The sequence below is a fragment of the Paraburkholderia sp. JPY465 genome (genome assembly GCF_050436725.1).
Taxonomy (GTDB): Bacteria; Pseudomonadota; Gammaproteobacteria; order Burkholderiales; family Burkholderiaceae; genus Paraburkholderia; species Paraburkholderia youngii.
In genome coordinates this window covers 2,835,485-2,848,042 of the sequence record NZ_JBNDMT010000003.1, presented here as the reverse complement: position 1 = coordinate 2,848,042, position 12,558 = coordinate 2,835,485, and the positions used below count along the sequence as shown (strand labels likewise).

Below are 12,558 nucleotides of genomic sequence, written 5' to 3'. Positions count from 1 at the left end.
GGGAAAACCGAAGCTCATTGCGCTTCCACGGTCGAAGCCGGAGCGTCAATCTTACCCCGTTCGCCCGTCACCCGCTGAACCTGCGGTTTCGACCACGAACCGGTGATCGCGTAGTCGCGCGCGAACACGTGCTGTATCCCCTGCGAGAACGCGACATCGGCGATCAGCGCGCCGAGGCCAATCAGCGGATTGATGATTGTCGCGGCGATCACCGCGGAGCCGGCGCTGACGGTCGGTATCACGTGCAGGTGCAGGTCCTGGGTTCTCTGCGCGATGTCGACCGAGCCCACCATCTCGGCGCGGGCCGGCGCGGTCACCATCCTGAAGTTTTCGGTGCGGGCAATGCCGTCATGAATCTGCGCGGTACCCGTCACGCTCGAGAACGGCAGGCCCTCGCCGATCACGTCGCGGAAATTGAGCGTGGCGATGCGCGCGAGGCTTTGCAGGCTCAGCACGCCGAGCAGCGTCGCGACGCCTGGGTCGACCTTCAGGATCTGGCCGTGGCGCAGATCGAGCGCGAGGTTGCCGTTCAGCGTCGAATAGTCGATCGTGGTCGGGCCGCCCTGCCACACGGCCTTGCCCTGGATCGATCCGACGCCGCCCTTGAGCGTCCTCGGCAGACCGAAGCGCTCGAGCATCGCGCCAGCGTCCTTGATGTCGAGCTTGAAATCGAACACGGTGCGGCGCGGCGTGGCTTCGTCGGCCGAGATGGGCAATTCGGTCGAGGTGCGCCAGTTCGCGGTCGCGGTGAGCGTCGCGGTGGGGTTCGTCACGTCGAGCTTGTCGAGCTGCCACACCGGCACGCCGTTCTCGTCGTAGTTGTGCGCGTCGACCTCGAGCCGGCCGACGTTGCGGTCGTGCACGATCAGCTCGTTGACGACCAGATCGATCGACGGCATGTTCAGCGCGGGCGCCGACATCGCCGGGCCGAGCAGGTCCTTGTCCGCGACCGATGGAATCACGACGCGCGCGAAGCGCGCCTGCAGTTCGCCCGGCGATTCGCGAGTCACGCCCGGCAGCCACGACACGTGGCCGGACACCTGGTTCGACGCGATGTTCGCCTGCCACGTGCGATCCATGTGCGACGCGCCGACGATCACGTTGTCCCAGTGACGCTTGAGCAGCGTCAGCGTGTCGATGTGCAGCGCGAAGCGGTTCGGCAGGAATTGCGTGAGCATCGGATTCGGCGCGGCGGCGGGGGTGGCCGCGCTGCTGGCGTTGGTGGCGCTATTGCCGCCGTTCGCACCGCCGTTCGCGCCATTCGCGCCAGCCGCGCCCGCGCGCAACTGCGCGGCGAGCGCGCGCCAGGCGTCCGCATTGAACTCCTTGATGTCCACCGCGGCCACCACGCCCTCGGATGGCAGCTCGACCGGCCGGTTCACGCCGATCGCGCCGCGCACGACGGTCGGTGGCGTTCGCGGCTGCGCGTTCGGCCGATAACGCAGCAGATACGCAGCGGCGACCGGCCCCAACGTCAGGTCGGCGCGTTCGAGGCCGGCTTCGCCCGGCACCGTCGACGGATTGACCGAGAAGTGCAGCGGCATCGGCGTGCCGGCCTGCTTCTTGAACGGCGCTGGAAAATCGAGCGCGAGGCCGCTCAGGTCCGAGTTGGCGCTGACCTGCGGCAGGCGGCCCCTCGCGCCGGCGACGCGCAACGCATAAGGCGCGCTGCCGCTCATATGCGTGAGCACCTGCGCGGCCGCGCCAGGCGGATGCAGCTCGCGCGCGGCATCGACGGCGATGTGGCCGTCGAGCGCGAGCGCGTATGTGCCGTCTTGCCGCAAGCCGCCGTTCGCATGCACGTCGCCGCCGAGGAACTGTCCGGAGAGCCGCTCGACCTCGGCGGTGCGTTCGGTGAAGCGCACCCGGCCGTTCAGCCGCGACAGCGGCGGCGCATTGCTCACGCTCAGGCGATTGTTCAGGAAGCCGAGCGCGCCTTCGACGCCCACATGCGGCTTCGGCGTGCGCGGGATCGTCAGCTTCAGCGCGAGCGACGCGGGCCCTTCGGCGCGAATCTTTTCGGTCTGATGCCGCGCCATGATGCCGAGCGAGCTGCGGTTCACGTAGTCGAGCATGTCGGCGAGCGGGCCGCGGCCATTGCCCTGGATGGTGAGGTTCGAGCCTTTGGTGCCGAGGTCGTCGATGCGGCCGTTCACGCCGGTCAGCGCGACGCGCTTGTAACGGCCGCGGTCGATGTCGAAGCGCAGCACGTTCTGCTTGAGCTCGAACACGCCGTCGATGCCGTCGAGCGGCGGCCAAACGTTCGGCGTGCCGTTGCGCATGTTGCGCGGCGGGAACGGCGTCGGATCGAACTTGCCGCCGGTGAACGGAGCGACGATGTGGAAGAGGCCGGCGTCGGGGTCGCGCGCGTAGGGGAACTTGGTCAGGTCGCCGTGCACTTCGATCGTGCCACCGCGCGACACGCCAGCCTGCAAGCCGTGGCCCAGGTAAATGCGCAGCTTTTCGCTGACTGCGGTCGGCAGATAGCGGGCGATGCGGGTCACCTGAGCCCGCTGGAAGTCGGCTTTCAGGTCGAGCGAGCCGCGGCCGTGGCCGGGATTGCTGTAGCTCGCGGTCGCGCTCGCCTCGACGTCCGGGTTCGATACGCTGAAATCGTTGAGCTTGACCGCGAACGCGGGACGCGTGTCGCCCGGAGCCTTCTTGCCCATCGTCCACTCGGCGCGGCCGCGCAGACGCGCGAGCGTGAGACGCGGATCGTCGAACACGCCCGGCAGCGTGATCGCCAAGCTGGACGTATCGAGGTTCGCGCGGCCGCCTTTTTCGTCGGCGTCGACGGTGCCCCACAGGTTCTCGATGCCGGGAATGCCGGCGCGCGGGTGGCCGCGCGGGGTCAGGCCAGGCCCTGGCTCCTGGGCGGCGAAGCTGATGCCCTGCAGATCGCCCTTGAAGCGATAACGCTCGATCGGCTCCGCACCCGTCGGCCGATGGTCGCTGCCCACTTCTCCGGATTCCGGTTTGCCGCGCTCGACCTCGATCACGTAGTTCGCGACCAGCCCGCGCGGATCGATGCGCACGAGTTCGTTCAGAAAGTGCCGCGGCAGCGGCAGCGCGCGGCTGAATTCGGCGAGGATGCCGAGATCGACGCGATCGCCGCTGATGCTCAAAAGCTGCCCGTGCTGCTGGGACGCTGTCCGGTAGCGGCTGTCGAGGGTCCGGAAGCGCAGGATGCGCGTGAGCGGCGTGCCGTCTTCGAGCGGCGGCTGGCCGAGCTCGGCGCGCAGATCCGACAACTGCAGCCGGTATTCGCCGTCGTCTGACTCGACGCGCCACAGGAAGTGGGCGATCGGCACCAGCAGCTTTGGCTGGGTCGGACGCACGCGCATCGCGACGTCGTTGCCGCTCAACTGGCCGGTCGCCTGGTTCATGCGGCCTTCGCTGAAGTCGATCCAGATCGCATTGTCGATGCGGCCGGCGAACGTCTCGATCGGGAATTCAATGTAGCGCGCGAGCGTCGGCAGATCGACCGGGCCCGTCGACATATACACCTGGCCGGTCCAGTTGATCGGCTTGCCTATCGCAGAGAGCGGCGCGTGGCGGAAGTGCGTGCGGAAGTCGAGCGGTCCTTTCAGCACGCGGCCGTCGGGCGGCGCCTGCAGCGCCATGCGGTGGTCGTGGCCGTCATTGAGGATCGCGATGCGGATATCGCGCAGCGCCAGTTCGGGTTCGTGGCGCGTCGCGTCGCGCCAGCGCAGCACGCCGCCGCGCACGACGATCGCCTGCTGACGCAACAACCAGGTGGACAGCGCGTCGTTGCCGCTGTGGCGCGTCGGCACCGGCACGCCTGCGACCGACAGCACGCCGTCGTCGCTGCGCGACACCAGCACGTCCGGCTGATCGACGATCAGGCTCGACAGCGCCGGATGAAATTCCCACAGCGAGCGCCAGGACACCGTCGCGGTGGCATGCGGTATCGTTAGCGCGGGTTGGCCGTCGTGATCGCGGATGACGAGGTTGGTGACGTCGAGCCCAGGCTGGAAGCCGCTCCAGTGCGGTGCGAGCCGGCCGATCGTGAATTGGGTGCGCAGCTTGTCGGAGACCGCGGCTTCGATGCGCGGCCGGAACGTGTCGATACGCGGCAGCACCACATAGCGCAAGCCCAGAAACACTCCGCCCGCGATGAAATAGAGGACGAGTGCGAGCGTGGCGAGCACCCGCAAAGTCCGACGCAGCACGATGTGGTCGCTTCCGCTCACATGCCGGACCTGCGATGGGGCTTGCGGGTCGGCGGATTCGTTTCGCTCGGACATGCTGCGGCGGCTGGGCGTATGGTAGTTTTGCGTGTTAACGACGAAATGTAACACACGGGAAAGCGTCGGGCGGAGTTCCTGCAACCCCTGTCCGAAAGCCCGTGACGGGGATTTGCGAGGCCGTCCGGCACGGGGTTCGGCATGCTTGCCGCCGCGTGCCGATCGCACAATAGAACGATATGACAGCGACCCCGAAACGACACCCCGACATCGTCAGAACACCGCCGGACAAATTCGATCAAGCAACGAGCGAGCCAGATTTTTGATGACTGACGCAACCCTCCTGAGTTCCAGCTATTCGCACTATGCCGCGCGCGCCGCCGCGGCCCGCCCGCAACTGGCCGCGCATGTCAGCGCGCTGGCCGACGAACCGTTGACGCGCGAGCGCATCGACGCGCGTCTCGACGCGCTGTGCGCCGAGGCGGCGGGCCCCGCCGGTGCGCCGCTCAACGAAGATGCGCTGAAGCGCGCGCTGCGCCAGTTGCGTACCGAAGTGTTCTGCGCGGTGATGGAGCGCGACCTGGCCGGCGAGGCCGATATCGCCGAAGTCACCGGCGCGATGACCGATCTCGCGGAAACGACGATCCAGCGTGCGCTGACGGTGCTGAGCGCCGAGCTCGAAGCGCTGTATGGCGAGCCGCGCGACCAGCAGGGCGAACGGCTCACGCTGGGTGTGGTCGGCATGGGCAAGCTCGGCGGGCGTGAGCTGAACGTGTCGTCTGATATCGATCTGATCTTCGTCTACGAGGACGACGGTGAGACTACCGGCGGCCAGCGCTCGCCGCTCGCGACCCAGGAGTTCTTCACCCGGCTCGGCAAGCGGCTGATCGGCGCGCTCGCCGAAGTCACCGCCGACGGCTACGTATTTCGCGTCGATATGCGTCTGCGGCCGAACGGCGATTCGGGGCCGCTCGTGTGCAGCCTCGGCATGCTCGAAGAGTATTTCTACGTGCAGGGCCGCGAGTGGGAGCGCTACGCGTGGATCAAGGGCCGACTCGTATCCGAGGGCGCGAGCGCCTCGGCACGGCGGCTGCAGAAGCAGCTCGACGCGATCGTCACGCCGTTCGTCTATCGACGCTATCTGGATTTCGGCGTGATCAGCGCGATCCGCGCGCTGCATCTGCAGATCCGCCAGGAGGCGCAGCGCCGCGCGTCGATGCGCCCCGACAAGGCCGACGACATCAAGCTCGGCCGTGGCGGCATCCGCGAAATCGAATTCAGCGCGCAGGTGTTCCAGCTGATCCGCGGCGGGCAGGACGCCGGCTTTCGCGTGCGGCCGACGCTCGCCGTGCTGCGCCACGCGGCTACGCATGGGTTGATGGACCCGTCGGTGTGCGTGAAGCTGTCGCAGGCGTATCGTTTTTTGCGCGAGCTCGAGCATCGTTTGCAATACCGCAACGACGCGCAGACTCACGCGATGCCCGTCGATCCCGAAGACCGCGCGGCGCTCGCGCGCGCGATGGGCTGCGACGACTACCAGGAGTTGATGACGAAGCTCGACGCGCATCGCGAGTTCGTCGAACAGCAATTCGATCAGATTTTCGCCGACAAGGTGGGCGGTCGCGACGGCTGCGGCGCGCCGGAAGACGGTGCCGCCGCGTGGGTGTGGAGCAGTGCGCTCGCCGACGATAGCGCGGACGAGGCGCTGCGCGCCCGCCTGATCGAACTGGGAGTGGCCGAACCCGGCGAGTTGCTGGCACGGCTGCAGGCGGTGTGGCGCTCGTCGCGCTACACCGGGCTGAACGAGCGCAGCCGGCAGCGTTTCGACATCGTCGCGCAGCGCGCGCTCGAAGCCGCGCGCACGCTGGAGCCGGCCGAGCGGCGCGGCGACACGGTCGCGCGCCTGTTCGATCTGCTCGAAGCGGTGAGCCGGCGCGGCGCTTATCTGGCGCTCTTGACCGAGTATCCGCAGGCGCTGCACCAGGTGCTGTCGGTGCTGGGCGGCTCACGCTGGGCGGCCGGCTATCTGATCCGCCATCCGCAGCTGCTCGACGAACTGCTCGACGGCGAGGCGATCAACAGCCCGTTCGACTGGCCCGAATTCAAGCGTACGTTGCGTTTGCGGCTCGCCGCCGCCGATGGCGTCGAGCAGCAGATGGATCTGCTGCGGCACGCGCATCAGGCCGAGGTGTTCCGCATTCTGCTGATCGATCTTGCCGGCAAGCTGTCCGTCGAGCACGTCAGCGACCGGCTGTCCGAGCTCGCCGACGCGGTGCTGGACGTGACGATCGACGCCGTGTGGAATCAGTTGGCCAAACGCCACCGCGACACGCCGCGCTTCGCGGTGATCGCCTACGGCAAGCTCGGCGGCAAGGAGCTCGGCTACGCGTCGGACCTCGACCTGATCTTCCTGTATGACGATCCCGACGATGCCGCGGCCGACGTCTACGCCACCTTCACGCGGCGCCTGATCACGTGGCTGACCACCGCGACCGGCGCCGGCACCTTGTTCGACATCGATCTGCGGCTGCGGCCCAACGGCGAATCGGGCCTGCTCGTCACCGATCTCGACGCGTTCCGCCGCTACCAGCTGCGCGAGGGCGACGCGGCGAACACCGCGTGGGTGTGGGAGCATCAGGCGCTGACGCGGGCACGCTACTGCGCGGGCGATCCGGAGATCGGCGCGAAATTCGAGGCGATCCGCGAACAGGTGCTGACGACGCCGCGCGAAGCGGCGCCGCTCGCGAAGGAGATCGCCGAGATGCGCGCGCGTGTCGAAGCGGGTCACCCGAATCAGACGCCGACTCTGTTCGACCTGAAGCACGACCGCGGCGGCATGGTCGATATCGAGTTCACCGTGCAGTACTGGGTACTGCTGCATGCGGCGCGCGATCCCGAGCTGATCCGCAATACCGGCAACATCGCGCTGCTGCGTGAAGTGTCGCGTTTCGGGCTGATGAGCGAAGCGGAAGCGGAGACGGTCGGCGCCGCCTATCGGCGCTATCGCAAGCTGCAGCACACGCTGCGGCTCGATGGTATGGAGAAGGCGCGGGTCGATCCGGCGCTGGTCGCAGCCGAGCGCGAGGCGGTGCTGGCGTTGTGGAAAAGGGTGTTTGGGTAATGGCGCTTACGCATTTCGCGTAGCGCTGGCGCATCATGCGCGGCCGGGATCGGTGTGACGTCCCGGCCAATCCGACTCACGCCGTGTGCGGTGAGCTGCGCACGGCGCAATCTCAGGCGGCCAGCATTTCCTTCGCGTGCTTGCGCGTGGTCGCGGTGATTTCGAGGCCGCCGAGCATGCGCGCGACTTCCTCGATGCGGCTCGCCTTGTCGAGCGAGGTCACGCTGCTGAGCGTGCCGCCGCTGCCGTTGCTCATCTTTGCGACCTGGAAGTGATGATCGCCGCGCGCGGCGACCTGCGGCAGATGGGTCACGCACAACACCTGACGCGCCTCGCCGAGCTGATGCAATAGCCGCCCGACCACTTCGGCCACGCCGCCGCCGATGCCGGTATCCACTTCGTCGAAGATCAGCGTCGGTGTCGGGCTGGCCGCGCTCGCGATCACTGCGAGCGCGAGACTGATACGCGCGAGTTCGCCGCCCGACGCGACCTTCGCGAGCGGCCGCAGCGGCACGCCGGCGTGACCGGCAACGCGGAACTCGATCTGCTCGAGCCCATGCGCGCCGCCTTCGGGCAACGGCACCAGCGCGACTTCGAAGCTGCCGCCTTTCATCGACAATTCCTGCATGCCGGTCGTGACCGCCTCGCCGAGCGCCTTGCCTGCTTTCGCGCGTGCCTTCGACAGCTTCTTCGCCTCGCCGATGAACACTTCCTTCGCTTGCGCCTCGGCGGCGCGCAGGCCGTCGAGGTTCGCGGCGGCGTCGAGCGCGGCCAATTGCTTGCGGCGCGCTTCGTGTTCTTCCGGCAGCGTCTCGGGCTGCAGGCGGAATTTGCGCGCGGCCGAGTGCAGCGCGTCGAGGCGATTTTCAACCTGCGCGAGCCGCTCGGGATCGAGCTCGAGCTTCTGCGCGTAGTGGCTCAGCGAATACGCGGCTTCCTGCAACTGGATTTCGGCGGGTTCGAGCGCGGCGAGCACGTCGTTCAGCGCCGGGTCGATTTCCGCGAGGTCGCGCACCTTCGACACGATCGAGCCGAGATGCGTGATCATCGCGTCGTCCGATTCGGACAGCGCGCCGAGCGCACCCTGCACGCCGTCGATCAGATTCGCGGAATGCGACAGCCGCCGATGCTCGGTGTTGACCTCTTCCCATTCGCCCGGCTGCGGCGCGAGCTTATCGAGTTCGGTGAGTTGCCACGCGAGTCGCTCGCGTTCGAGTTGCAGCTCGCGATCGCGCGTTTGCGCGTGCTCGACCGCCTGCGCCTTGTCGCGCCACGTGCGCCACGCGCGTGTCACGGCGGCGGCCAGGTCGGACAGGCCCGCGTGCGTGTCGAACAGCTCGCGTTGCGCGTCCGGGCGCATCAGCAACTGGTGCGCGTGCTGGCCGTGAATATCGACGAGCATTTCGCCGACCTCGCGCAGCTGCGCGAGCGTGGCCGCCGTGCCGTTGATGAACGCGCGCGAGCGGCCGTTCGCGTCGACCACCCGCCGTAGCATCACGGTGCCGCCGTGTTGGCCGTCGTCGGCCGCGCCGAGCGCCTGCGCATCGAGCCATTGATCGACCTGTGCGTGCGTTTCGAACTCCGCGGTGATGTCGGCGCGGCTCTCGCCGGTGCGCACGACGCTCGCATCGGCGCGCGCACCTAGCGCGAGCGCGAGCGCGTCGATCAGAATCGATTTGCCGGCGCCGGTTTCGCCCGAGAAAACGGTAAAGCCGCTGTCGAATTCGAGGTCGAGCGCGGCGACGATGACGAAGTCGCGTATCGAGAGGTGGCGAAGCATGGAGGTCGTCGGGTGAGCGTGGGATTCGGGTGGCGGCCGCTGCGGCGTTTGCGCTTCAAGGCGCCGCTTGCGGCCTCTGGTCTTCTTCGTGCGACGGGTACTCGTGCCAGTGCAGCTTCTTGCGCAGCGTCGCGTAATAGCTGTAGCCGACCGGATGCAGCATCGGCACCGTATGACGCGAACGGCGCACCTCGATCGTGTCGCCGAGCTCCAGCGACGTGAACGACTGCATGTCGAAATTCACGTTCACTTCGCGCCCGGAAACGATCTGGATGCTGACCTTCGAGTCGTCTGGCAGCACGATCGGCCGGTTCGACAGCGCGTGCGGCGCGATCGGCACGAGCACGAAGCCCTGCAATTGGGGGTGCAGGATCGGCCCCTGCGACGACAGCGCGTACGCGGTCGAGCCGGTCGGCGTTGCAACGATCAGGCCGTCCGAGCGCTGGTTGTACATGAAGCGGCCGTCGACCGACACGCGCAGCTCCGCCATGCCCGAAAAACCGCTACGGTTGACCACCACGTCGTTGAACGCGAGCGCGTGGTAGATCGGCGTGCCGTCGCGCACGATGCGCGCTTCGAGCAGCACGCGCTCCTCGCGCTCGAAATTGCCGGACAGCATTTGCGGCACGGTCTCGAGCATGTCGGAGATCGGGATGTCGGTGATGAAGCCGAGCCGCCCGTGGTTGATCCCGATCAAGGGTGTGCGATATGGCGCGAGCTGGCGGCCGATGCCGAGCATCGTGCCGTCGCCGCCGAGCACCACGGCAACGTCGGCGCGCGCGCCGATCTCAGCGGGACGCAGCGCCGGGTAGTCGGTTACGCCGATTTCGGCGGCGGTGTCGGCTTCGAACACGACTTCGAGGCCGAGCCTGGCGAGGCACGCGGCGAGCGCGGTCAGCGGCTCGCCGATGCCTGGCGTATTGCTGCGCCCGACGAGCGCGACGGTCTTGAACTGGCTGGTCACTTGCATGCCGGCATTACACCATAGGTAGGGCCTGAAAAGAACCGCAGGCCAACCCGGTAGCGGGTCGGCGCACGCGGGGCGTCTGCGCATGTCGCGATTATCGTTAGAATGGTGAAGACCCGATGACATGCGCGCTCGCCGACGGCGGCGCATTTGCCGGGAGCGGGCGCCGCGGGCGCTCGCGGCTGCGATGCCATTGAGCTAAAATTTTTCGTCATGCTAGATCCTCGCGCACAAACCCTCCTCAAAACGCTGATCGAGCGCTACATCGCCGAAGGTCAGCCGGTCGGCTCGCGCACGCTGTCACGTTACTCGGGCCTCGAGCTGAGCCCGGCCACGATCCGCAACGTGATGTCGGACCTCGAGGATCTGGGGCTCGTGATCAGTCCGCATACGTCGGCGGGGCGCATTCCGACGCCACGCGGCTACCGTCTGTTCGTGGACACGATGCTGACGGTCGAGTCCGCCGCCGACGAAGAAGCGGTGATGCGCGCGGTCAAAACCACGCTGCAGGTGGGCGAGCCGCAGAAGATCGTCGCCGCGGCGGCGAGCGTGCTGTCCAACCTGTCGCAGTTCGCCGGCGTGGTGCTCACACCGCGCCGCAGCCACGTATTCAAGCAGATCGAATTCATGCGCCTGTCCGACAAGCGCATCCTGCTGATCATCGTGACGCCCGAAGGCGACGTGCAAAACCGCATTCTCGCCACCCAGCGCGACTTTTCGCCTTCGCAGCTGGTGGAAGCCTCCAATTACATCAACGCGCACTTCGCGGGCCTCTCGTTCGACGAAGTGCGCCGCCGCCTGCGCGAGGAAATCGACGAGCTGCGTGGCGACATGACTTCGCTGATGCACGCGGCCGTCACCGCGAGCACCGACGAATCCGATACCGGCGAGACCGTGCTCATCTCGGGCGAGCGCAATCTGCTCGAAGTCGCGGATCTTTCGTCGGACATGGCGCGCCTGCGCAAGCTGTTCGATGTGTTCGACCAGAAGACCAGCCTCCTTCAGTTGCTCGATGTGTCGAGTCATGCGGCGGGCGTGCAAATATTCATTGGCGGCGAATCGACGCTGGTGCCGATCGAGGAAATGAGCGTCGTCACCGCGCCGTACGAGGTGAACGGCAAGATCGTCGGCACGCTCGGTGTGATCGGACCGACCCGCATGGCCTACAACCGCGTGATTCCGATCGTGGACATCACCGCGCGGCTGTTGTCCATGACGCTCAGCCAGCAGTAGTCCTCGCGCTTTGCGGCGCTGCCGTCATCGCAGCCCGTGCCGGCCATGATGCGCGAACGGGCGGCGTCTGCCAATCGTCCGAATGGCCAGGGTCCGGCGGCGCCCGGCCGAACCCGCGCCGCTATAATGAATCTCCATTGAATCGACTCGCCGCGTGACGCGGCGATTTCTGCTGCCTATGCGCTTCGACCTCGAGCGGCCATCACAGAACGCCACATCGCATCGCGTCGCCGTGTTGCTGATCAACCTCGGCACGCCCGATGCGCCGACGCCGCGCGCGGTGCGCCGCTATCTCGCGCAGTTCCTGTCCGATCCTCGCGTGGTCGAAATTCCCGCGCTGCTGTGGCAGCTGATTCTGCGTCTGCTGATCCTGCCGTTTCGCGGCCGCAGCTCCGCCAGGAAGTACGCGGCGGTGTGGATGCCCGAGGGCTCGCCGCTGCGCGTGCACACCGAAAAGCAGGTCGAGGGCTTGCGCCATCTGCTGCAAGTCAACGACTACACGGTGCTGGTCGACTACGCGATGCGCTACGGCACGCCCGGCATTCCCGCAATGCTGAACCAGCTGAAGCTCGCTGGCGCCGAGCGCGTGCTGCTGATGCCGATGTATCCGCAGTATTCGGCGTCGACCACCGCGACCGCGTTCGACGAAGCCTTTTCCGCGCTCAAGCGGATGCGTAACCAGCCGGAAGTCCGCACGGTTCGCCAGTACGCCGATCACCCGGCGTATATCGCGGCGCTTGCCGCGCAGGTGCGTCACCACTGGCATCTGCACGGCCGCCCCGATTTCGCGGCGGGCGACAAGCTCGTGCTGAGTTTCCACGGCGTACCCAAGCGCACGCTCGACCTCGGCGACCCGTATCACGAGCAATGCCAGCAGACCGGCGCACTGCTGATGCAGGCGCTCGAGTTGACGCCGGTCGAATGCCGCATCACGTTCCAGTCGCGCTTTGGCAAGGCCGAATGGCTGCAGCCCTATACGGCGCCGACGTTGAAGGAACTCGGCGCGGCAGGCGTGCGGCGTGCTGATGTGTTTTGTCCGGGTTTCACCGCCGACTGCCTCGAAACGATCGAGGAAATCGGCATGGAAGTGCGCGACGAATTTCTACAGGCGGGTGGCAAGGAGTTTCACCGGATCGCCTGTCTGAACGCGTCTCAGCCGTGGGTTGCCGCGCTCGGCGAAATTGTCGCGCAACACCTGCAGGGCTGGCCGGTGCAAGCGGTGCCGGTGCCGCACACGACAGGAGCTTGA

The 12,558-nt window shown here is 67.2% G+C and carries 6 protein-coding genes; 3 read left to right on the top strand and 3 right to left on the bottom strand.

The features are described 5' to 3' along the window. Positions 1-14: 14 nt before the first annotated feature. Positions 15-4,268 carry a YhdP family protein gene (locus QFZ94_RS27775; protein WP_429460857.1) on the bottom strand — a complete coding sequence of 1,418 codons (4,254 nt, stop codon included), beginning with the start codon at positions 4,266-4,268 and terminating at the stop codon, positions 15-17. A gap of 262 nt (positions 4,269-4,530) precedes the next feature. Here QFZ94_RS27775 and glnE point away from each other — a divergent pair, with 262 nt between their 5' ends. Further along, positions 4,531-7,329 carry a bifunctional [glutamate--ammonia ligase]-adenylyl-L-tyrosine phosphorylase/[glutamate--ammonia-ligase] adenylyltransferase gene (gene glnE, locus QFZ94_RS27770; RefSeq protein WP_429460855.1) on the top strand — a complete coding sequence of 933 codons (2,799 nt, stop codon included), beginning with the start codon at positions 4,531-4,533 and terminating at the stop codon, positions 7,327-7,329. 112 nt (positions 7,330-7,441) lie between these two features. On the opposite strand, the gene recN is transcribed toward glnE, so the two are convergent. Both recN and QFZ94_RS27760 read right to left on the bottom strand, forming a co-directional pair. Next, positions 7,442-9,109, bottom strand: coding sequence for a DNA repair protein RecN (recN, locus tag QFZ94_RS27765; protein ID WP_429460853.1), 1,668 nt, complete (start codon positions 9,107-9,109; stop codon positions 7,442-7,444). A 55-nt stretch (positions 9,110-9,164) separates the two neighbouring features. Beyond that, on the bottom strand, positions 9,165-10,079 hold the full coding sequence (locus QFZ94_RS27760) for an NAD kinase (RefSeq protein WP_368585431.1): 915 nt from the start codon (positions 10,077-10,079) through the stop codon (positions 9,165-9,167). Positions 10,080-10,289: 210 nt separating this feature from the next. On the opposite strand from QFZ94_RS27760, the gene hrcA reads away from it, so the two are divergent. Both hrcA and hemH read left to right on the top strand, forming a co-directional pair. Then, positions 10,290-11,309, top strand: coding sequence for a heat-inducible transcriptional repressor HrcA (gene hrcA, locus QFZ94_RS27755; protein ID WP_026227992.1), 1,020 nt, complete (start codon positions 10,290-10,292; stop codon positions 11,307-11,309). 178 nt (positions 11,310-11,487) lie between these two features. Continuing rightward, positions 11,488-12,558, top strand: a complete 1,071-nt coding sequence (gene hemH / locus QFZ94_RS27750) for a ferrochelatase (RefSeq protein ID WP_410848264.1) — start codon at positions 11,488-11,490, stop codon at positions 12,556-12,558.